Below are 21,936 nucleotides of genomic sequence, written 5' to 3'. Positions count from 1 at the left end.
TACAGGTTGTAATCAAACAAAGGCTAATCATTGGAGGTTCTAATTGGAACTTCTACAGATTGTAGGTACGGCCAATGCTTGGAGAGTGAAGTGTGACTGCTAGATTCACAGTTTGAAATCTAATTTCGCGATCGCATTCTATCCTTCAACTTAATCCTGTAGAGAGACGAATGGAAATACCAATAACAACTAATCATCAGGTTTGGCTTTGCAAAGCCAATTTTTGAGAGTCGTGTCTAATAGGAATCTGAATGATGAACTCTGCTCCCTGGCCGGGATGAGAAACACACTTCAACTGTCCGCGATGTTTTTCTACCACAATCTGGTAGCTAATTGACAGCCCCAGACCCGTGCCCTTCCCTACGGGTTTCGTCGTGAAGAAGGGGTCGAACAGCCGCCGGTTCACTTCCTCTGTCATACCGGGGCCATTGTCGCAAATGCGAATCACAACAAATTGGGGAGCTTTCCGGGCCGGGGCGAGGTTCTGGGAATCCACCTCAGCCGAAGAAAATGTAGAGCTTTCCGCAAGGGGGGGATTGGAAATCGGGGATTTTTCTTCTTCCCCATACCCCACTGAGGTGCGAATTGCGATCGTGCGCGCCCCCCTTTGGTCATGAAGAGTGTCAATCGCATTCGCCAGTAAATTTACAAACACCTGGTTCAGTTGGCCCGCATAGCACTCCACCAGCGGCAGCGGGCCGTACTCTTTAATTATTTGAATAGCAGGCTGATCTAATTTGGCTTGCAGTCGGTGCTGCAAAATCAATAGGGTGTTATCGATGCCCTCATGGATATCGACCTCTTTCATTTCCGCTTCATCCAGTCGCGAGAAGTTTCGCAGGGAGAGGACAATTTCGCGAATTCGGTCTGCCCCCACCTTCATCGAATCCAGCACTTTGGGTAAGTCTTCCATCAAGAAATCTAATTCGATTGCCTCAATATCCTCAACAATCGCTGCTGTGGGATGGGGGTATTGTTCTTGATAGAGTTTCACCAGTCCTAGTATGTCTTCACAGTAAGTCCTGACGTGAGTTAGGTTGCCATATATGAAGTTAATCGGGTTATTGATTTCGTGGGCCACCCCGGCCACCATCTGTCCCAGGGAGGACATTTTCTCAGTCTGAATTAGCTGGGTCTGGGTGCGCTTGAGTTCTTGGAAAGAAAGCTCTAGTTGTTCGGCTTGTTTTTTTAATTGCGCTTCTGATATTCGCAGAGCTTGCTCTATCTGCACGCGATCGCGAATTTCCTGGCTCAGGAGCAGATTTTTTTCTTTTAATTCCTGCGTCCTCTCTTCCACCTTATGTTCTAAAGTCCGGCTGTAATCTTCTAATTGCTCATTGGCTTGTTTCAGATTGTCAGTCGCCTCAGACAAATTGGCATAGAGTCGGGCATTTTCCAGGGAAATCGCCGCTTGAGAACAGAGCACGGTTAAAACTTCCAGGCGATCGGGAGTAAACGCACTCCTTGTCAGATTATTTTCCAAGTAAAGCAGACCAATGAGCTTTCCTTTATGGACGATCGGCATACATAAAACTGACTTGGGTTGGGCGTTAACTATATAGCTATCCCTGGTAAAAATTCCCTCCTGACTCGCATCATTTAAAACCACATTTTTCTGAGTCCTAGCCACATAATTGAGGAGAGAAAAAGGCAATTTCTGAGTAGTTTCTATTGGTGCGGATTGCAGCACGACTACCTCATTATTATCTATGCTTGCCGTCCCTTCTACCACGAGTTGACCATCTTTGTCCAAAATTAAATAGCTTTTTTCAGCCCCAGCATTCTCGATCGCAATTTTCAATAACTTAGAAAGCAGACTTTCCAGAACAATTTCGCCAGAAATAGCTTGAGAAGATTTCATCACAGAGGCGAAATCCAGTGCTGCAAAACTCCCGGTAGTCGTCGAACACGTCGTCCGTGATACGTCGAAGCTGGGGGTTTCTTTAGTCAGTATTCGCGAGAAGAATTCAGGATATTCTTCTGATAAATCCTGCACTTTTGCTTTGGCTCCCCAGCGAACATAGCCATAGTAAGCATCCGTCAAATAAATCTCCGCTATCTTCTCCCGCCCGCGAGAGAAATAAAACTCAGCAGCGCGTTCATTAGCTAGGGCTTCTTCCTGAATGTATCCCTGTTCTCTGGCTCCTTGAATGCTAGCGTCATAATACTCCATCGCTTTGCCAATTTTACCCAATACCCGCGCTTTCTCCGCCTCCACTAATTCGTACTTATGCTGGAAGTTAGAGGGGGCATGAAATGCCCATTTCTGCATTTTTTCTTGATTAGCTTCAACTAAGCTGATGTATTGCTGTTGTTCGGCGTGTGAAGCTTGAGGATAAACAGCGAGTAGAGCAAGGGAATAATAGAAGTTGTGAGGAGCACTAACTACCATTCCCATCACGCTGACTGCGTGTTCGGCGGCTAAACAGGCATTGGCAACGGCATTCTTGGGTTCTTTAAATAGATATAATAGAATTGTCTTGGCTAGATAAGTTATAAACAGCAAAATTCTATTGTTAGTTTCAATAAAAACAGGCAACATTTGTGTTTCATTAAAACTTTTGCCCGCCAACTGACATTGGGTCTCAGATTCATTTTGAAGATTTAGCGTCAATTGGTGAAATATTTGGATGTAATAGATAGAATAATCTTGTTTTAGTTTGAGCGCTAAATCTAGATATTGCTCTTGTTCCTCTTCTACAATGTCTAATCGTTCGCCCGTTAAAAATATGCTCGCACAATAGACAGTAACACAATAACCGGCATATTCTATATCTCCAGTTTCCACTCCACTTTGAAACGCTGACAGTAAGGGGACTAAAGCTTTTTTAGCTGGCTCTTTCCAGTGTATAACCAAGCCATAAAATAATTGATTAACTTTACATTTAAGCGAGTTAGCATTAAATTTATTCAACAACGTTAATCCCAAGTTACCCGACTGATATGCGGCATCTATATCCCCTATTACCGAACACAGTATTACACTATAAAAAGCATACGCAAAAGCAGTAAAAGGCGAATGACCATACTCCATGCAGATTTTAACCAAAGTCACTGCAAGTGGAGCCAAAATTGCGGGATTAGCAGTAATAACAGGAGAAATAAGAGAAGTCAGTATACTTAAAGCGGCTATTTTGTAAGGGTCTGTTATCTCTGGGATATTGTCTAAGTCTGCGATATCTGGCAACTCAACCAGAAAACCCCCGTTACCCTCGTCATTTGACAAGGAAACACCCAGCATATCCAGCACTTGCAGTCCCGTATCAATGGCTTTTAACATCTGATTTTGAGCCATATAATACTGGATTTGTAGCTCGTATACTTTCACTTTTTCGAGCAGGGTGCTAGCTTGTTGCAGAACAACTTCAGCAAGAATTGCTGACTTTTCGTAATTGGTATTAATATATTCTGCTTCCACCGCTTCTACATAGAGTGCTAGTGTCAGATCGTAGTTACTCTGCCAACTTTTTTCTGCCAAAAGTTCTAACCCTACTCTTAGTTGGGTGACAGCAGCTTCATAAGCTGACGCTGCTTTTGCTTTTCGACCAGCTATTAAATTTAATCGGGCTAGACGATCTTTTTTGGGCTGATCGGTGATGAAGTCAGCCCCAACATTTAACTGATTGACAATCTCAAAAATATTTTCTTCAATCTCGTCTGCTGGAGTATTCTCAAGTAGCAGTTCACCAATTTTTAAATGGGTCTGTTGTTTCTGAGATTCGGGAATAAGAGAATACGCCGCTTGCTGCACCCGGTCATGGAGAAATTTGTAAGCGATAGGCGCGTGATGGCTGTAAGGGAAAGGACCAGGTGAGCATGATAGCAGAGGAGAATCTGGAGCTATTGTCTCATTTCCTTCCCTGCTCATTTCATCGGAGGTAAAAACGAGAGGGATTTTGTAGGCTTCGCTCAGGGGCAAAACCAAGCCAGCCTGAAGCGCTTCCCACAAATGGGCTGCCGTTTCCGACTGAGATTTTTCATTGACAATAGCCAGAACCTCTAAATTAAATTTGTCTCCAATACAGGCGGCTAATTTTAAGACATCCTGCGTTTCCTCCGAGAGTTTTTGAATATTTCTGGCAATCAGTTCGACGACATTATAATCCGTGATGCCTACTGCTTGAATTTGGTTCAATGACCAATGCCAGCACCCAGCACTGAATTCAAAGGTTAATAGCTTTTCTTGATGCAGAGTAGCGAACATCTGAGTCAAGAAGAAAGGATTCCCCTGAGTTTTATTGAAAAGTAGCTCGGACAATTCAGAAACCCGGTTTCTCGGAGCGGAAGACTCCTTCAGGGTATCCGCTACCAGCAAGCTGACGTTGCCAATATCCAAAGGACGGAGGGTGATATTATTTACAACCGCCCCATTCTTTTGAATCTCCTCCAACGTCAGCATCAACGGATGCGTCGGACTAACTTCATTATCTCGATAGGCTCCCATCAGCAGTAAATATTGGCTGTCAGGGTCACAAATCAGCAGATGAATTAACTTGAGCGATGCCGAATCTGCCCACTGTAAGTCATCCAAAAAGACGACGAGGGGGTGTGAGGGTTTAGTAAATACATGAATGAATTCTTTAAACACGCGATTAAAGCGATTCTCTGATTCAGATGGCCCCAATTGCGGAACAGCTACTTGAGGGCCGACAATCAGTTCGACTTCGGGAATGACATCTATTATGACTTGGCCATTGGAGCCTAAAGCTTCTAAAAGTTGCTGTTTCCAAATCGCTAGTTTTTCCGAACTTTCTGTTAACAGGTGCCGCATCAAGCCGGCGAAAGCTTGAATCAATGAAGCATAAGGAATATTTCGCTTTAATTGGTCAAATTTACCGGAGATAAAATAGCCCCGCTGCCGGAGAATGGGTTTTTGAACTTCATTCACTAAGGAAGATTTGCCAATTCCTGAGTAACCGCTCACTAGCATCATTTCGCTGTTTCCGCCGGAGACTCGCTCAAAGGCTTCCATCAAAGTGGCTACTTCTTGCTCGCGGCCATATAGTTTTTGCGGGATAAGAAATTGTCCAAATTTATCTCTCTTACCGATGGGAAAGTTGCCAATTTTCCCATGCGTTTGCAGTTGATGACGGCACATTTCTAGGTCAGCTTTTAGCCCCAGGGCGCTTTGGTATCTGTCTTCAGCGGTTTTGGCTAATAATTTCATTACGATGTCAGAAATCGCTTCGGGAATCTCACCGATATGCTCATGGGGTGGCACTGGTCTTTTAGCGATATGGCAGTGAATTAATTCCAGGAGGTCGGTGGCTTGATGCGGGAGCTTTCCAGTCAGAATTTCATAAAAGGTGACACCTAATGAGTAAAAGTCGGTGCGGTAGTCAATTGAGCGATTCATCCGCCCGGTTTGCTCTGGAGACATATAGGCGGGGGTGCCTTCTAGCAAGTTGGGATTGCTAAGGCTCTGGTTTTCTCGCTCTAGGTACGTGGAAATGCTAAAATCTATGATTTTAATTTTATCTGTTTTGGAATTGATAATGATATTCTGCGGTTTAATATCTTTATGGATAATCTTATTTTCATGCAGTTGAGCTAGGGTCTCTGCCAAATGAATTGCCAGACTTAGAAATTCGCTTATTTCAAGGTGTTTAGCTGCGATTAGGTTTTTCAGAGATTTTCCCCCAAAATCTTCTAATATCAGCGCCAGACCGTTATTATGCTTTTGTAAAGAGTGAGCTTTGACAATCCCTGCCATGTCAAGAGTTTTGAGGATTTTATATTCATGTCTCAACCGGGCGATTTCTTCTATTGTGGGATACTCGGCTTTGAGGGTTTTTACTATAACGTGAGTTTGCTCCGACTGCTTAACCCCCCGATAAATAACTGTATTGACACCTTCATGAAGCGGCAACGATAAGAGTTTGTAACCGGGCAGCGTGGTTTTCATATTCGTTTTTTCCATGAGTACGATTATTCTGGCCTGGAATTGATAGAGGGAAATCGGAGACGGCGATGTTCGATCGCCTGTTGGGAAAAATTAAACGAGCAGGGAATCAGCTTATTAGCAAGTGGCAATATTTTATCCGCTCATTCAATGCTAAAGTGCATCAGGGTCGGATATTTATCTATAATACTTCTGCTGGAGTTGGGCAAGTAAGAAGGCGCATTCACATAAATTATCCGATCGCACTACCTCAATCATCTGTTTAAACGTCTCTCGCTGTACTTCGCACAGATGCTTAAAGTTTTCCGAACTCAGGTTTTTCACATCCCAGTAGCTTACCTGTTTCAGCATGAATTATTCCAACTTACTATTATACATCCTACTACCACATATTTGCAGCACTGCGACCGAGCGCTAGTGTTCGCGTCGAGCGAAACATTTGTATGAGAGCAGCATACCCCCAAAAATTGAGTTAGAAGATAATATTGGCAAGATGGTCATCCTTGATATAGAAACAGGCGACTCTAAAGTTGATGAAAATGGTTTACACGCTGCTGATTACCTGAGTGCGAAACATCCAAATGCTAGACTTTTGGGTATCCCTATTGGATATAAACTTGCTGCATCTGTAGGTAGTGTCATTGAGCGTCTCTCTAAGTAATTTCACGTATGGTAGGTGATAGATAGGCTAAACTTAATTTTATTGGATTTTGCTTGAAAGTCAAGCTGTTAGAGTTGGAATTCATAAGAACGTTCACTGGGGTGGTTCCGAAAGACTCTGACCCTGATTTATATGTACTCTATGTTTCCGTTTTCTAAGAGAGCGCATTCTCAAGGAGAAACTTTAGACGACATACAAGCGAACTTACGTGAAGCGAGTAAAATGTGGTTGGAAGATGAGAATCGAGCATTAAATCGACCTTCTATTCACTACGAGGTTCACTTAAGTACGATCGCTCTTTTAGTCTTTACCCTTAATTATTCTAGTTTCTCTAGTTGGGAGGATAGCAGCGAATGCTAACCGGACTGCAACTCATGCTAAAAACCATCGAAGGTATTTGCATCACTTGCCAAACAATCCTATAATGGGTCATCATAATCTTGATGATTGTTTCGTTTCATTTTTATAACTAAGCTAATATGCGATCGCTTGTCTTGACTCTAGCTCTCATATGTTTAGCCACCCCCGCTGTTGCCACAACCTGCGAGGAAAGCTTTCAAAAAAAGGGGGACTTTTTGAATGGTGCCGCCTTTTCTGCACGTGTTCAGGTTGAGGGGTTATCGATAGAGAGAGCATTTTCCCAATTACGACCCATTTTGGCCCGCGAAGGCATCAAGACTCTCAGCACGGATCTGAACTTAGGTGTAATGAAAGCAGAAAATCCCGCCACAGCATTTCAGCGTGCTTTGCCAATTGATGTATTTGCCTCAATGGACGGCAATCTATTAAATGTTGAGATGATCTTTACCCTTCCCAGTGGGGTGGGTGCAAGTAAAGACACGGTGAAGGGATACTTGTGTGGTGCACTAAATCAATTATTGCCCCAAACTACAAAGTAATATCTAATCATTCATTTGATGAATTGTAGTTTCCCACACTCGATCGCCAAACCCAATACTTCAAAATTACCTGGGGGCGATCGCTCTTTAATTCGGTGCGTTAGCGAAGCCCTCGAAGAGGATCGCTCTCTGAGTTTCTAGCCTTATTGTCCTATGGATAGTGTGATATTAGTTTGGGCGATCGAAGTGTTAGACAGCAACTACAGTATAATTAATAGTTATACGCTCTGAGTTATTTGTTGAAGCATAGTTGTAAGCTTACTGGTGGGTAATTAAAATTTATGAGCTATTCAGAAGCATTTTCACCCAACTACATTACGGCACGAGAGCGATTTCGAGCAGCATCTTCATCTGTCGGTTATCAGGACACTGCCTATCCAATCGAGCAGGTTAGTCCAACTGGTGAAGAATTAACTATTGATGTGGCTATCGGTGGTTCTTCCAACCCACGACGATGTGTAGTCATTTCTAGTGGCTTGCATGGAGTAGAAGGCTTTCTGGGCTCTGCAATTCAACTTACCTTGTTAGAAAATCACCAACTTCTCAGATCGTTGTCGCCTGATTTTAAGGTTATATTTATTCATGCTCTGAATCCTTATGGTTTTGCATGGCGACGACGTTGGAATGAAAACAACATAGACTTAAACCGTAACTTTTTATTATCTGAAGAAATTTTTGATGGCAGCCCAAAGGATTATCCTAAATTCAATTCCTTTCTAAATTCAACGTCGTCGCCATCACGCTTTGAACCTTATATTTTTCAATCTCTCTGGCTGATTTTGAAATATGGAATGACGAGTTTGAAAAACACTTTTCCTGTAGGGCAATACGATTTTCCAAAGGGGCTGTTTTTTGGTGGTCATGCTCCATCCAAAACTCAAGAGATTCTAGCTAGCAATTTGCCCCAATGGATTGGTAATGCTTCTGAGGTAGTGCATATTGATTTCCACACAGGTTTAGGGCGCTGGGGAACTTATAAGCTTTTGTTTGACGGATCTGCAACATCAGAATCTTGTTCAAGACTAGCTCAACGATTTGGAGCAGAAAAAATAGAACCGAACAATACAGAAGGTGTGTCATATCCAATTCGCGGTGGATTAAAAACATGGTGCCAAGCTCTTCTACCAGAGTGTCGCTATGATTTACTAACTGCAGAATTTGGCACTTACTCAACGATTAAAGTTTTGAAGGCATTGCGGGCGGAGAATCGTGCTTACTGGTGGGGTAAGTCAGACCAGAACTATGAATGGACAAAAAACCAGTTGGTAGAAATGTTTGCACCCAGATCTCGCAAGTGGCGAGAACAATGCTTAACTCAAGGACTTGATGTTTGTAAACGAGCGTTGATGGACTGAAGGAGTTGCGACGGTAAGCGATCGCAATACTCAATACATTAAAAATACCAGTAGATCGATCGCCCTTCAATTCAATACGTTAGCGAAGCCCTCGAAGAGGATCGCTCTTGATGTTTCTAGCGTTAAGTTTATTGGTGGATGTTCTGCATCAAGTGGGATAGAGAGCTTTTTACACTTGGCAAATGGTGTTTTGTCGCGGAAAGCTGTGCAACCATTTCTGCACGAGACGAAACCTCAAGCTTACGGAACATTCGCTTCAAAGCTTGCTTCACTGAATTCTCAGTAATCCAAAGTTCCCTCCCGATTTCTGCGTTGGTTCGCCCCAAAGCAACCAATTCGGCAATTTGCAATTCACGAGGCGTTAGGCGTGAGGTCTTGAAAGGTTGGTGTTGCGATTCCCTACGGGATAGCTTCGCTTCGCGTACTGTTGCAGCCCAAACAGACAAGTGCAAACAAATCGCACTCAAATCCGCTAGATTTTCTGTATCGAAAGCGGGCATTGACTGTTCGCGCGTACAACCCACTACACCCATTAATTGACCGCGACTGACAATCGGCCCCGCCATCACGTGCCAATGATCGGGTCGGGGACAAATTATTGTCCAAACCTTGGGAGATGCCACCAATGCTTCATGGACAGGAGCGTGGCGCTCCGCTAAATAACGCACAACAGGATTGTGTTCGATCGATAGCCCAACTTTCAGTATTTTCTGAAGATTACTATCTACCAAGGGCAGTTGATCGAAGAAAAAGATTCCCGATCGTTTAGCTGCAAAATACTCGCCGATTTTGGGCAGGACTTGCGATCGCAAATCTTGTTCGTCCTTTACCTGGTCGAGCGCTTCAAATAAAAGCTGCAAGGGACTGTTCATGGTCATGGTGTCAAAAAGAGTACCCGATCGAGGTCTAGAAGCATTGCAATACTCGAATTATATTATCCTTGTAAACTCCAAAGCAACTTGACATGACAACCAGTTCGGAAATCGAGCCTGATCGCACTCCCACACGTGTGATACTCATCAGCTTTTATGTGACTTCAATCATCTTTAATGTCTGCTTGATTGCTCAGTTATTAACGGTTGGAGTTGCCTACTTCAATAATCCTGCATGGTGGAATATTCATGTTTGGTTCGTGCGAGGGTACAGTGGGCTGTCATTAGTATTACTGGGATGGTCGTTAATCGCGCCCTTCTCACGCAGAATACGAAATCTCGCCGCAAGTTTGCCAGTGCTGCTTGGGCTACAATTTTCCAGCATTCATCTCAAAAGTCCTCTTCACCTGGAAATACTCCATCCTCTAATTGGATTTACATTACTCTATGTTTCTTCAAGCCTTGTACATTCCCTAGGGCGTACTTTCTCGCCCACCAACAATCATAACCATTAAATTTGAGAGGTATAAATGACGCAAGATACAATTTTTAGTCCCTTCTTTGCAACAGTGTTTCTAACATTCTTAGTTTGGGCGTATATGTACATCCGCCGTATCAGTTTTATCACCAGTATCAAGCTCGCTCAGAATGAACTTGCTGTACCGGGCGCCCTGGCACAAATTTCGCCACCCAGCGTATCCAATCCATCGGATAACCTAAAAAACCTGTTCGAGATTCCGGTACTTTTCTATGCGCTTGTCCTATACCTGTTCATCACAAAGCAGGTGGATACAGTGTATGTGAACGCCGCGTGGGTATTCGTTGTATTTCGTACATTGCATAGTGCTGTTCATTGCACATTCAATCTCATCATACTTCGGTTCTACCTCTACCTATTTGCCACACTCGCGGTGTGGTTCATCGCGATCCGCGCAGCACTTATCCACTTTGGCACAATCAACTAACATCGTTCAAAGGAGGTATCAAGTTATCAACAGGCGCCGAACAATGAGGGTGCAGCGGAAACTCCACCCTGTTTCTGCGTGTGTGTTTGGGGTCTGGCGGGGCGGTCTGCCACTGAACCGAGTCGTTAGATCGCGATCGCAATACCCAATACTTTAAAATTACCAGTAGAGCGATCGCTCTTCAATTCTGTGCGAGTAGTATAATGGACGAGAGATTGAACTCCCGATTAAATTTCCATGTATAGACCAACTGCTTTTCAAGAAGACAATCTTGATAAACTGGTTGCTTTCATGAGAGCCAATAGTTTTGCAACATTGGTATCTAGCGTAGAGGCTGTACCTTGTGCTTCACATATTCCTCTCGTCATCGCAATGCAAGGGCAGGTCGTAAAATTGAGCGGTCATCTCTCGAAGCAAAATCCTCAATGGCAAGCCTTCGGATCTGCTGAGTCATTGGCTATCTTTACCGGGCCGCACGCTTACATCTCCCCTACACAGTATGAAAAACACGAGAGCGTACCAACATGGAACTATATTGCTGTTCATGCGTATGGTGTTCCCAAAATCATCATGCTCAATGACTCACCAAAAGCCATGAACAAGATGATAAATCAGATGATAGACGCCTACGAGGTTGACTACCAATCGCATTGGGACGGTTTATCAAATCAATTCCGTGAAGGGATGATGGATGGTATTGTAGGATTTGAGATGACTGTAACTCGACTGGAAAGAAAGTACAAGCTCAGTCAAAACCGCAGCCAAGTCGATCGAGAAACTGTGTCAAACACACTACTACAGAGTTTTGATCCGGCCGCTCGTGCGGTGGGTGTCGAGATGAAACAGAACCTGGAATCGAATTAGACTGTGGAGCGCACAATTGCTGCTGCTTAAATTTAGGATGAAGTGAAAATTAAACATTTAGCTTTGACTAATTTTAATGATGTTTTAGACCCACCTGCTCTGGGGCTCAATCCTTGGTCTTAGGCTGGAAGTATCCGAACATTAGGCAGATAATTCTAGAGTGTTTAATTTGATACTAAATACTACGGATGTCGATCGGTTCGGCCCTATTTTTGATAAATCTAGAGATTTGTATAAGTCGATTGGGGACTGCGACGAGGACTATCGGCGGTGAGAGGGTTGCGAAAATTAGTCGATCAGGATATGATTTTTTTTCTTCAAATCTCTTTCTAATTTTTATAGCTCCATGAGGAGGCAGACCGACATAAAAGGTATATCATAACCTTAACCGGATCATTTCTTCCCAGATATGTTCTACTGTTCTAATCCCAGGTGTTCTCATCCTTTCAATCCCGACAACTCTAAATTTTGTCAAAGTTGCGGCCAGTCCGACCTCACGCCTCTCTTCAGAAACCGCTACCGCGTGATTCGACTGTTGGGCGAAGGGGGATTTGGGAGAACTTATGAAGCGGTAGATACGGATCGCATGGACGATCCCTGCGTAATTAAGCAGTTTGTACCCCAATTTCAAGGAACCTCAGCACTTGAAAAAGCCTCACAATTGTTTAAAGAAGAAGCGAAACGACTTTACGAACTCGGTGAACATCCCCAAATTCCTCGATTAATTGCTTATTTTGAACAAGACAAGCGACTTTATTTAGTACAAGAGTTGATTGAGGGGCAAACTTTACTAGCAGAATTAACTCAGCAGGGTGTTTTTAGCGAAGAAAAAATTTGGCAGTTGTTGGCAGATGTACTGCCGATTTTGAAATTTGTGCACGATCGCCATGTCATTCACCGAGACATCAAACTTGAGAATATCATGCGGCGCCGCACCTCTGTTAGCTCCTCCCTGCCAAAGGCGGGAAATTTTCGGAATTCAGCTTTCCGAAGAGGAGGGCGGGGAGAGTTAGTTTTGATAGATTTCGGTATTTCCAAGCAAGTGACGGGCTCGCTGATGAGCAAAGTAGGCACGACGGTAGGAACGCCCGGATATTCGCCTGTAGAACAAATGCGCGGTCAAGTTTTCCCCGGAAGCGATTTGTACAGTTTGGGAATAACTTGCCTGAGACTGCTAACTCAATGTTTGCCAAAAGTTGACGGTTCCGATGACCTTTATGACCCGATAAACGGCGGCTGGATGTGGAGAGAACGCTTGCCAGCAGGCACAAAAATTAGCAGCGAGTTGACAAAAATTTTAGATAAGTTAATTGAAGATTATCTCAAAAATAGATATCAATCTGCTGATGAAGTAATTAAAGCTTTAAATCTCTATTGTTTACCTCCCCAACCCCCTTTTGTCAAGGGAGGACCACTTTCTTTAAATTCTTCTGTGACCAAGGGAGGCCCACTTGCTTTAAATTCTTCTGTGACCAAGGGAGGGCCCCTTGCTATCCATACTCCGCTCAATCAAAGCGGGCAAATCAATAGCAATATCTCTGTCAATAGCAGGGTAAAATCCCGCACCAATCCGCCTCCGAACCCGGCATCGCAGAGAATGCCCGCTGTCAAAAGCACTTTTAAATTTCAGGTGGTGACAGTAGACAAGCGCGGGAAGCAAACTAAGGTTAACAGCGGGCAAGCGCGTTTTTTTGAAGAACATCTTGGTAGCAGTACACTGATGGAAATGGTATCTGTTCCTGGCGGTACTTTCCTCATGGGTTCTCCAAAAAATCGGGGTGACAGCGACGAAAAACCGCAGCACCCAGTAACTTTAGGATCTTTCTATATTAGCAAATTTCCAGTCACTCAGACCCAGTGGGCAGCAGTGGCGGCCCTGCCGGAAATTAAAATATTTCTCAATCCCGATGCTGCCCGTTTTAAAGGTGCAAATCGACCTGTAGAAAATGTATCTTGGTACGAGGCTGTGGAGTTTTGCGATCGACTTTCTCGCAAAACTGGTAAGAATTATCGCTTGCCTAGCGAAGCGCAATGGGAATATGCTTGCCGGGGGAAAACTACGGGGCCGTTTCACTTTGGGGAAACGATTACCAGCGACTTAGCCAATTACAACGGAAATTCTAATTACGCTGACGCGCCGAAGGGAGTTTATCGCTTTCAAACGACAGATGTGGGCAGTTTTAAACCTAATGCTTTCGGATTGTACGATTTCCACGGAAATGTTTGGGAATGGTGCGCGGATTCTTGGCACAATAATTATAACGGTGCGCCTGCGGATGGTAGCGTTTGGGAGTCTGACGGGGACTGTTCGCTGAGGTTGTTGCGGGGGGGTTCTTGGAACGATCATCCTCCGAATTGTCGCAGCGCGTGTCGCCTCAGATATCAGCCTGATTGCAAGGCTAGTATTGTTGGTTTTCGAGTGGTTGTTTCTGTTGTTTAAGAATGGCGATTCCCTTGGGATAGTTCCGCTTCACAAACTTTTTAACTTAACTAAAACTCAACCAGCTAAAAACTGTTTCAACAGTCAATTCTAACTCAATGCCATTAAGTATTGGCAAATCAGTTGCACCTTCGTACAACTCCACTCTTTGGCCGGAAAATACCGCTAAAATACTTTCTTCTTCTGGAATCATTAACCACCCCAATTCAGTGCCTTGTTGCGAACAAGCAAGTAATTTAGCAAGCACTTTTGTTTGGCTTTGTTCGGGAGAAAGAATTTCAATCGCCCAGTCTGGATAAATTTCAAAGCGGTTAGCAATTCTACCCGATGGTAGAAAAGGAATTCTTTCCCACCGGAATACTGCTACATCTGGGACGAGTGATACACCGCCGAAAGTGCAACGCAACTCTGGAAAAGCATAAGCAATCTTTGGTGTTTCGACTATTTGGTTGATGACATTGCAAAGCTTACCTTGCAATCTGCTATGTTCACCTTGAGGCATGGGTTTTTGAATGATTTCTTTGTTGATATATTCAGAAGCTGGCTCCGTTTCGGGAAGTTTGAGGAACTCCTCTAAGTTGGGCGTTATTTTAATGACTGTAGTCATAGGTAAAGTAGATTTTAGATTTTAGATTTTAAATGGGATAGATATCAGAACCCCGACTGTTTAAAAGTCGGGGTTCTGATATCTATTATGAAGGACAAATTCTTGCCTTAACTAGCCTTCTTTTGAGGAGTGACTATGCGTTCCACACTCATAGCAGCCACGCTCAACGTCACCACAGCCATGCCCAGAATTGCCACAGGCTGCAACTTCTCATTGATAATTAGAAAACCGAATAGTGCGGTCATTGCCGGCCCCAAAGTGCCAATTACTGACGCTAAGGCAGCCCCCGCAAAGCGGATGGCAAAATTATTCAAAAGATAGCTAAACAGCGTCAGCACCCCTAAAACCACGCCTCCCATAATCAAACCGGGCCAAACATTTTGGTCGATTTTAGGAGAAAAATTTTCCGACAGCGGCACCCACAAACTCAGGGACGAAAATACAAAAATCGCGGCGAAATTAACTAAACTAAAAGGAATTGGATGCAGCTTGCCCGCGGCCATTTGCGTCAGCAATACGTAACCTGCAAAGGTAATCCCAGAAGCCAGTGCTGCAGCGACTCCCACCCCGACATTGCCACCGCCCGGAGGTTGAACCGCAAAACTCGGCCACCCAACTAAAATCAAACCTGCGGTAATCCCCACTATCGCCAAAAAGCCGACTGTGCTGGGGCGAGAGCCAAACAAGATCCAAGAACCTAGTACGGTGACGATCGGATAAATAAAGAAAATCGTAATCGCAATCCCCGCTGGAATATTGCCGATCGCCAAATAAATCAAAACCTGAGACAAAAACAGAAAAAATGCGCTTCCTAAAACCTTTCCCCACAAAGATTGATCGCCCGACTGGAACAACCGTCTAATATCTTTCCACACAGAAGGATACAGAAATGTCGCCAATATCGGCATCAAAGCCATCACCACGATCAGCCGCATCAACAAAATCAACAAAGAATTTCCAAAACCCGGAGTCACCACCCCCGGAAATTCAAACAACCCAAAAACCACCCGAGGATTTTTGCCTTTAATCAGAATTCTCAAACAAACATTAAACAGCGACAATACCACCGCCGAAGACAAAGCCAGCACCAAACCTGTCTGCACTTGAGAAGCTACTTTAGCGGGTGCCGTCGGTGGCGCTGAAGAAGGCTGTGGAACCGGTTCTCGCGGCGTTTCCACAGGTGTTGGCTGCAGAAGTTGCGGGCGGACAGAATTAACAGAATTAACAGAATTAGTTGATTCCTCGACATAGGAATCTTGAGCATCGAAAGGATTCTCAAGATATTCTTCTTCTGATTCGAGTTCTTCCCTGATGCGGTTTACGAGATTTTGTAACAGCTCTTCCCCTTGCAGTTCCAGGGTTTTCATGTTATTGAGCCGCACGGAAAGCTCGCTTTCGTAACTCGTTAAATCTTGTTCCAGCATCTGGAAACTGCGATCGATCCTTTCATCCAGCGCCGCCAGCAACTGCGAGGCTCGTTCGTCGTAGTTGCTCGGCGGCAGGGGTATCGGGAACTCGCCGCTGGGAATCGGGCTGCTGAGAGAATTTCCAGAGTTAGCGCTGAGTTCGTTGAACCGCTGCACCAACAAATCCTGCAAATTGTGAGCCAAAACTTGAGCCAACTGCTTCAGCCACAATTGCTGCTGCTGAATGTATCGCCCCGACAGAGATTCCATTTGCTGAGACTGCAATTTGCGATATTGCTCCCGGAGGTCTTCAATATCTTCAATCAGGTGATTTTTTTCAGTTTGCAGCCGAGTAATGTCTTGATTTAACTGGCCTTTGACATTTTGATGCAAAGCGTCCAGTTCTTGCATTACTGAGTGGAGGACTTCTTCTGCTGATTGTGCATCCTCTGGCTCGCCCTTTGACGAGTATACGTTCCGCTGCGCCATTAGCCTATAACCTCTAATTTAAACTGCACGTTCACTGTTCTTAAGTATTTTGCCAAATCAGGCCGCAAGTTCTAGTGAGTGGCTCTAAAAGATTGCGGACACTGTTGAATCAATAGTAGTCGCTAAGCTACAAATGTGAGAAAATTGCGTGAAGCAAAGCTATCCGGTAGGGAATCGCCCCAAGAACACTTTGTGCAATTAGAAATCATACTACAGCATGACCTCTCCACGGATTGCTCCCGGTAATTCTCGCATCTAACTCACCCGATTGCACCCGAATCACAAGCCTAAGAGGCCCTTCCGCGACTAAATTTGATTGGGGGGTCGCACTCCTAGCCCCTCAATGGATAACTTAATGCTGCGGCCAGAAATCCGGTTTCTTTTGCCCGCCTTTCTCCCGCACTCCCGCACCCAGGTTTATGATTTTAACAGTTCCGATCTTTTGCTCGCGAAAGTTTTAAGAGGCGATCGCACCCTGAAAAAGCCACCCCCGCGCCATCCAAAAATTAACACATCTCATCCCCCAAGAGCAACAGATATGGCCTCCGAAATTTATGACAATTCCTTTACAAAGGATATAGAAAAACTGAATATTTCCTCAGAAGGCGAAGTCTTTGTCTTTCCCGCCTCATTTGCCCAGCAGCGCTTGTGGTTTCTCGACCAATTCGCACCGGAAAACCCTTTCTATAATGTAGTAACAGCACTGCGCTTAACTGGTTCCCTCAACTTAACAGCCTTAAAGCAAACCTTCAACGAAATAGTGCAGCGCCACGAAACTTTGCGAACCACTTTTGCAGCGGTATCAGGTCAACCAGTGCAGATAATCTCTCCCGATTTCAAGACTAATTTAAAAGTATTAGACTTGCAAGATTTGCCACCAGAACAACAGCAAACAGAAGCAAAAAAACTATCCGCAGCCGAATCTCTTCGCCCTTTCAATTTATCCACCGGGCCGCTGATGCGAGTCACCATCCTGCGGCTGAAAGAAACCGAGCATATTCTCTTGCTAAATATGCACCACATAGCCTCCGATGATTGGTCGATCGGTGTGTTAATTCGAGAACTGGAGGCTATCTATACAGCTTTGATAAATCAACAGCTATCTCCCCTCCCAGAATTATCACTTCAATATGCCGATTTTGCAGAGTGGCAGCGCGAATGGCTGCAAGGTGAAGTATTAGAAACTCAGCTAGCTTATTGGCGGCAGCAATTGCACGGGATTTCAGTGTTAAATTTGCCGACCGATCGCCCTGCACCAGCTATGCAAAATTATCGGGGAAAAACTCAATATTTAGAACTGCCTAAAAAGCTAAAAAACGCACTTTTAGCGCTCTCGCAGCGAGAAGGAGCGACTTTATTTATGACAGTGCTCGCTGCATTTCAAACTTTGCTTTACCGTTACTCGCAACAAGAAGATATTGTTGTCGGTTCGCCGATCGCCAATCGCAACCGCAGCGAAATTGAAGCATTAATCGGTTTTTTTGTCAATACTTTAGTGCTGCGAACAGACTGCTCGGGAAACCCGACATTTCGAGATTTTTTGGGCCGAGTGCGGGAAGTAACTCTGGGAGCTTATGCTCACCAAGATTTGCCTTTTGAGAAGCTCGTCGAGGAATTGCACCCAGAGCGATCGTTGAATCGCCACCCGCTGTTTCAGGTGGTATTCGGACTGCAAAATGCGCCGCTAGACGAACTAGAATTGCCCGAATTAAAGTTGAGTTCTTTCCCTTTCGAGACTCAAACAACGCGCTTTGATTTAGAGCTATATTTATGGGAAGCTTCGGATAATTTTAGGAGCAGGTACGGCGAACATTGGGAAGATTCGGAAGGCCTCAGAGGCTTAGCTGTGTACAATACGGATTTATTTGATGAAGTTACGATCGCCCGAATGCTGAGGCATTTTAAAACGCTGCTGGAAAGCATTGTTGCTAATCCAAAACAACGAATCGCTAACTTACCTTTATTGAGCGAGGATGAAGTGAATCAATTATTCAGAGAATGGAACGATACTCGGACAGATTATCCTCAAAATAAGTGCATTCATCAGTTATTTGAAGAGCAAGTCCAGCAGCATCTGGAGGATGTCGCCCTAACTTTCGAGGGCCAGCACCTCACTTACAGAGAACTCAACAGTCGCAGCAACCAACTGGCGCGCTACCTACAAAAACTGGGCGTGGGGGCGGAGGTTTTAGTGGGGCTTTGTGCAGAACGATCGATCGACCTAATTGTCGGGATGTTGGCTGTACTGAAAGCGGGAGGGGCTTACCTACCGTTAGATCCGAGCTATCCGCGCGATCGGCTAAACTTGATGCTGGAAGATGCTCGAGTTAAAGTCTTGCTAATTCAGGATAAATTGATTGAGAATTTCCGAGACTTCTCAAACTCGGTGATTTACTTCGATCGCGACTGGGAAGACATAGCCAAAGAAAGCGCCGAAAATCCCGCCAACACCGCAACAGCAGACAACCTAGCTTACGTTATTTACACATCTGGCTCCACAGGAAAACCCAAGGGAGTTGCTGTCACCCACAAAGCAGTAAATCGGCTGGTACTCAACACCAACTATATAAAAATAGAACCTACCGATAAAATTGCCCAAGCATCAAACGCTTCATTCGATGCAGCCACATTCGAGATTTGGGGAGCCTTGCTTAACGGCGCTCAACTCGTGGGAATTAGCACAAATATTACCCTTTCGCCTCACGATTTAGCCTTAGAACTGCGCCAACAAGGAATCACAGTTTTGTTTTTAACAACTGCCTTATTTCAACAAATTGCTAGAGTTTTACCGCAAGCTTTTAATTCGCTGCGCTGCTTGCTGTTTGGCGGAGAAGCGGTCGATATGAGATGGGTTAAAAAAGTTCTAAAACAGGCGCAAACCACTCAATTAATTCACGTTTACGGGCCTACAGAAAATACCACATTTTCGGCTTATTATTGCGTGCAAGACGTACCCGAAACCGCAACATCTATCCCCATCGGCCGCCCGATCGCCAACACGCAAATTTATCTCCTCGATGCGGATTTGCAGCCGGTGGCGATCGGCGTTATAGGTCAATTGTACGTCGGCGGTGACGGACTGGCGAAAGGCTACCTCAACCAGCCTGATTTAACTGCTGCTGCATTCATTCCCAATCCTTTTAGCAACAAATCTGGTTCTAGCCTTTATAAAACAGGTGATTTAGGCCGCTATCAGGTTGACGGCAACATCGAGTTTTTAGGCCGCGTTGACGACCAAGTAAAAATTCGCGGCTACCGCATAGAATTGGGAGAAATTGAAGCGGCTTTGTGCCAGCATCCACAAGTGCGCGAAGCAGTAGTAATTGTGAGGGAAGACATCCCCGACGATAAACATTTGGTAGCTTATGTTATTCCTGACGGCATTAAGGAAAAATTAGAAACTCAAAATCTTAAGTCAAGTGAGTTGCGCCAATTTTTGAAAGAAAAGTTACCAGGATATATGGTTCCTGCAACTTATGCAGTGTTGGAGAATATGCCACTGACGCCTAATGGCAAAGTAGACCGCCGCGCCTTGCCTGATATAGATACAGACAGCGAGGATCTAACAGAAAACTATGTAGCGCCTCGGACTGATCTCGAAAAGGCGATCGGGAAAATTTGGGCTAAAGTTTTGGGAAAACAGCAGGTTAGTATCTATGATAATTTCTTTGAACTAGGCGGGCATTCCCTGCTAGCAACTCAGTTGATTTCTCGCATCCGAGACGCTTTGCAAGTCGAGTTATCGGTCAGCAATTTTTTTGAGGCTCCGACTGTGGCGAGTCTGGCAAAATACATTGAAACAATGCGCTGGGCAGCGACTGGTTTGGATACTCCCAGAACAGACGAAAATGAGCGCGAAGATGTGGAATTTTAAGGGCTTACATAATTGGATGATTTTGATTGTTTTGTGGAATTGGCATTTGCCTGTCGGTAGAAATTACCGCAATGGGAACTGATATTCAAGTCTGCTTCACGAGGAGATGTAGACCTGTTACTTCCTAACCTCCTAAAGGCTGAGGCTGCCTATATACTTGCAAAATTGCTTGCAGGGCATTAAAAATAAGGGAGAAAATGTTTTCTCAACAGCCAGTCATCAAGAAAATCCGAAACGATGTCCAACCAAGCGTCTGACCATCTTAAACAAAATGCTGAAAAAATTATGCGGATGTGGGAGAAGCGGGCGCGTGAGGAAGTCAGCGCATCAACACATCAAGATTCTCTTGTCTTGCAAGATTCCCTACCTCTCTACTTAAACCAACTGGTAGATGAACTCTCAAACAGAATTGTCAGGACATCTGCGCGAATTACAGCCGACGAGGTAGAAAGTACGCGGATTGGCAAGCTGCATGGGCATGAACGGGCGGGGTATGCGGACTACTCCATGAGTCACCTCATTTTCGAGTATCACCTCCTCCGTCAAGTAATATTTCAAGTTTTAGAAGAAGAAGCACCTTTAGGAGTGGAGGATAGAGACATTATTATCGGCTCCATTGAGCAAGCCGTTAATGACGCGGCCACTCAATTCTCCGAAACGCTGCGAGATATTCAAGAACTATTTATGGTGACGCTAACTCACGATCTCAGAAATCCCATCAATGTCGTAAAAATGGGAACTCAACTAACTCTGCGGCGGCTGGAACGAGGAGATAGCCACGCGGATGTGGCCGCGAGGATGCTCAGTGCGATCAATCGGCTGGATTCGATGATTCAAAATCTGCTTGATGCGAGTCGGCTGCGGGCAGGACAGAGCTTAAAGATTGAAGTTGAAGAATGCGATTTAAAGGTGCTAGTCCAAGAGGTAGTAGAAGATTTGAGCTTCGCTTATGGAGAGCGGTTTGTTGTGGTCTCTGATTCTGATATGAGAACTTTTTGCAGCCGTAAAGAAATACGGCGGGTGATTGAAAATTTAGCAATTAACGCTGTGAAATATGGTAGTGCTAGTACGCCGATTACACTCACGCTCCAGCAAACTGAAACGCAGATCAGCCTTACTATCCATAATGAAGGCGATCCGATCGCCCTAGACGCTCAATCCATCCTATTTCAACAATTTCGTCGAACCATTTGTGCCCAGGAGCAAACCGGCTGGGGATTAGGATTATTTTTAGCAAAGAGTATTATTGAAGCCCATAAAGGGACACTTGCGGTTGAAAGTGCAGAGGGCAAGGGGACAAGCTTCATTATCAATTTATCAAAGATTCTTCTTTAGTTCGGGACATTAAGACTAAGAAGAAAAATAGAGTATAAAACAATACGGTTCAGTTAAGGAAAATTGTAGCGAAAATGTTGGGTTTCGTTCCTCAACCCAACCTACGCACTAAGATGCGTCCATCTTCGCTAATTCAGCGATTTGCTTCAACCTCTGAAGTTGCTGCGTTAGTTGCGTTTGTTGCCAGTCCCTTAGCTTCTGCGATTAATGGTGCTGCCCTGCGAGTTGAGGGTGGAGTGGTGCGATCGATTGTGTAGCGAAGTTTTT

The 21,936-nt window shown here is 44.6% G+C and carries 17 protein-coding genes; 12 read left to right on the top strand and 5 right to left on the bottom strand.

Annotated elements, in window-relative coordinates; translation table 11 throughout:
* Positions 1-196: 196 nt before the first annotated feature.
* Complete coding sequence (locus tag QUA77_RS06415; protein ID WP_333449606.1) at positions 197-5,905, bottom strand: AAA family ATPase; 5,709 nt, start codon at positions 5,903-5,905, stop codon at positions 197-199.
* Between the two features lie 174 nt (positions 5,906-6,079).
* Positions 6,080-6,253 (bottom strand): hypothetical protein, encoded by a 174-nt coding sequence (locus tag QUA77_RS06410; RefSeq protein WP_333449605.1) that lies wholly within the window; start codon positions 6,251-6,253, stop codon positions 6,080-6,082.
* Positions 6,254-6,341: 88 nt separating this feature from the next.
* Between QUA77_RS06410 and QUA77_RS06405 the strand changes: the two genes are divergently transcribed.
* The 5 genes from QUA77_RS06405 to QUA77_RS06385 all read left to right on the top strand — a co-directional run bounded on the left by QUA77_RS06405 (position 6,342) and on the right by QUA77_RS06385 (position 8,817).
* Positions 6,342-6,563: a hypothetical protein gene (locus QUA77_RS06405; protein WP_333037160.1), complete on the top strand. Its 222-nt coding sequence runs from the start codon at positions 6,342-6,344 to the stop codon at positions 6,561-6,563.
* 132 nt (positions 6,564-6,695) lie between these two features.
* A complete protein-coding gene (locus tag QUA77_RS06400; protein ID WP_333119680.1) occupies positions 6,696-6,923 on the top strand; it encodes a hypothetical protein in 228 nt (75 codons plus the stop codon).
* 215 nt (positions 6,924-7,138) lie between these two features.
* Positions 7,139-7,462, top strand: a complete 324-nt coding sequence (locus QUA77_RS06395) for a hypothetical protein (protein WP_333119678.1) — start codon at positions 7,139-7,141, stop codon at positions 7,460-7,462.
* Between the two features lie 18 nt (positions 7,463-7,480).
* On the top strand, positions 7,481-7,603 hold the full coding sequence (locus QUA77_RS06390; RefSeq protein WP_333037157.1) for a hypothetical protein: 123 nt from the start codon (positions 7,481-7,483) through the stop codon (positions 7,601-7,603).
* Between the two features lie 140 nt (positions 7,604-7,743).
* Complete coding sequence (locus tag QUA77_RS06385) at positions 7,744-8,817, top strand: M14 family metallopeptidase (protein ID WP_333449604.1); 1,074 nt, start codon at positions 7,744-7,746, stop codon at positions 8,815-8,817.
* Positions 8,818-8,945: 128 nt separating this feature from the next.
* Here the strand turns inward: QUA77_RS06385 and QUA77_RS06380 are convergent, their stop codons facing one another.
* Positions 8,946-9,689, bottom strand: a complete 744-nt coding sequence (locus QUA77_RS06380) for a LuxR C-terminal-related transcriptional regulator (protein WP_333449603.1) — start codon at positions 9,687-9,689, stop codon at positions 8,946-8,948.
* Positions 9,690-9,781: 92 nt separating this feature from the next.
* Between QUA77_RS06380 and QUA77_RS06375 the strand changes: the two genes are divergently transcribed.
* The 4 genes from QUA77_RS06375 to QUA77_RS06360 all read left to right on the top strand — a co-directional run bounded on the left by QUA77_RS06375 (position 9,782) and on the right by QUA77_RS06360 (position 13,958).
* Entirely contained in the window at positions 9,782-10,204 is a 423-nt protein-coding gene (locus QUA77_RS06375) for a DUF6220 domain-containing protein (protein ID WP_333449602.1), read from the top strand.
* 15 nt (positions 10,205-10,219) lie between these two features.
* The gene (locus QUA77_RS06370; RefSeq protein WP_333449601.1) at positions 10,220-10,654 is read left to right on the top strand and encodes an MAPEG family protein; all 435 of its coding nucleotides are present in this window, start codon (positions 10,220-10,222) and stop codon (positions 10,652-10,654) included.
* 237 nt (positions 10,655-10,891) lie between these two features.
* Positions 10,892-11,518 carry an FMN-binding negative transcriptional regulator gene (locus QUA77_RS06365; protein WP_333449600.1) on the top strand — a complete coding sequence of 209 codons (627 nt, stop codon included), beginning with the start codon at positions 10,892-10,894 and terminating at the stop codon, positions 11,516-11,518.
* A 409-nt stretch (positions 11,519-11,927) separates the two neighbouring features.
* On the top strand, positions 11,928-13,958 hold the full coding sequence (locus tag QUA77_RS06360) for a bifunctional serine/threonine-protein kinase/formylglycine-generating enzyme family protein (RefSeq protein ID WP_333449599.1): 2,031 nt from the start codon (positions 11,928-11,930) through the stop codon (positions 13,956-13,958).
* A gap of 46 nt (positions 13,959-14,004) precedes the next feature.
* Here QUA77_RS06360 and QUA77_RS06355 read toward each other — a convergent pair whose 3' ends face one another.
* Both QUA77_RS06355 and QUA77_RS06350 read right to left on the bottom strand, forming a co-directional pair.
* Positions 14,005-14,565 carry a Uma2 family endonuclease gene (locus tag QUA77_RS06355; protein WP_333449597.1) on the bottom strand — a complete coding sequence of 187 codons (561 nt, stop codon included), beginning with the start codon at positions 14,563-14,565 and terminating at the stop codon, positions 14,005-14,007.
* Between the two features lie 107 nt (positions 14,566-14,672).
* Positions 14,673-16,460: an EamA family transporter gene (locus QUA77_RS06350; protein WP_333449596.1), complete on the bottom strand. Its 1,788-nt coding sequence runs from the start codon at positions 16,458-16,460 to the stop codon at positions 14,673-14,675.
* A 538-nt stretch (positions 16,461-16,998) separates the two neighbouring features.
* Between QUA77_RS06350 and QUA77_RS06345 the strand changes: the two genes are divergently transcribed.
* The 3 genes from QUA77_RS06345 to QUA77_RS06335 all read left to right on the top strand — a co-directional run bounded on the left by QUA77_RS06345 (position 16,999) and on the right by QUA77_RS06335 (position 21,926).
* Positions 16,999-20,334: a non-ribosomal peptide synthetase gene (locus QUA77_RS06345; RefSeq protein ID WP_445302063.1), complete on the top strand. Its 3,336-nt coding sequence runs from the start codon at positions 16,999-17,001 to the stop codon at positions 20,332-20,334.
* Positions 20,335-20,571: 237 nt separating this feature from the next.
* A complete protein-coding gene (locus QUA77_RS06340; RefSeq protein ID WP_333449594.1) occupies positions 20,572-21,669 on the top strand; it encodes a HAMP domain-containing sensor histidine kinase in 1,098 nt (365 codons plus the stop codon).
* A 74-nt stretch (positions 21,670-21,743) separates the two neighbouring features.
* Positions 21,744-21,926, top strand: a complete 183-nt coding sequence (locus QUA77_RS06335; protein WP_333149533.1) for an SDR family oxidoreductase — start codon at positions 21,744-21,746, stop codon at positions 21,924-21,926.
* Positions 21,927-21,936: the final 10 nt, after the last annotated feature.

Origin of the sequence: Microcoleus sp. K5-D4 (assembly GCF_036704575.1) — a bacterium.
Taxonomy (GTDB): domain Bacteria; phylum Cyanobacteriota; class Cyanobacteriia; order Cyanobacteriales; family Microcoleaceae; genus Microcoleus.
Note: the sequence above shows the minus strand (reverse complement) of the source record. Positions and strands in the feature narration are given on the sequence as shown.

Excerpts from the sequence above, each read along its gene's own strand:
- QUA77_RS06360 (WP_333449599.1), top strand. The coding sequence starts at position 11,928 with ATGTTCTACTGTTCTAATCCCAGGTGTTCTCATCCTTTCAATCCCGAC.
- QUA77_RS06415 (WP_333449606.1), bottom strand. The coding sequence starts at position 5,905 with ATGAAAACCACGCTGCCCGGTTACAAACTCTTATCGTTGCCGCTTCAT.
- QUA77_RS06375 (WP_333449602.1), top strand. The coding sequence starts at position 9,782 with ATGACAACCAGTTCGGAAATCGAGCCTGATCGCACTCCCACACGTGTG.
- QUA77_RS06390 (WP_333037157.1), top strand. The coding sequence starts at position 7,481 with ATGAATTGTAGTTTCCCACACTCGATCGCCAAACCCAATACTTCAAAA.
- QUA77_RS06400 (WP_333119680.1), top strand. The coding sequence starts at position 6,696 with ATGTACTCTATGTTTCCGTTTTCTAAGAGAGCGCATTCTCAAGGAGAA.
- QUA77_RS06365 (WP_333449600.1), top strand. The coding sequence starts at position 10,892 with ATGTATAGACCAACTGCTTTTCAAGAAGACAATCTTGATAAACTGGTT.
- QUA77_RS06355 (WP_333449597.1), bottom strand. The coding sequence starts at position 14,565 with ATGACTACAGTCATTAAAATAACGCCCAACTTAGAGGAGTTCCTCAAA.
- QUA77_RS06370 (WP_333449601.1), top strand. The coding sequence starts at position 10,220 with ATGACGCAAGATACAATTTTTAGTCCCTTCTTTGCAACAGTGTTTCTA.
- QUA77_RS06345 (WP_445302063.1), top strand. The coding sequence starts at position 16,999 with ATGGCCTCCGAAATTTATGACAATTCCTTTACAAAGGATATAGAAAAA.
- QUA77_RS06380 (WP_333449603.1), bottom strand. The coding sequence starts at position 9,689 with ATGAACAGTCCCTTGCAGCTTTTATTTGAAGCGCTCGACCAGGTAAAG.
- QUA77_RS06385 (WP_333449604.1), top strand. The coding sequence starts at position 7,744 with ATGAGCTATTCAGAAGCATTTTCACCCAACTACATTACGGCACGAGAG.
- QUA77_RS06410 (WP_333449605.1), bottom strand. The coding sequence starts at position 6,253 with ATGCTGAAACAGGTAAGCTACTGGGATGTGAAAAACCTGAGTTCGGAA.
- QUA77_RS06340 (WP_333449594.1), top strand. The coding sequence starts at position 20,572 with ATGTCCAACCAAGCGTCTGACCATCTTAAACAAAATGCTGAAAAAATT.
- QUA77_RS06335 (WP_333149533.1), top strand. The coding sequence starts at position 21,744 with ATGTTGGGTTTCGTTCCTCAACCCAACCTACGCACTAAGATGCGTCCA.
- QUA77_RS06350 (WP_333449596.1), bottom strand. The coding sequence starts at position 16,460 with ATGGCGCAGCGGAACGTATACTCGTCAAAGGGCGAGCCAGAGGATGCA.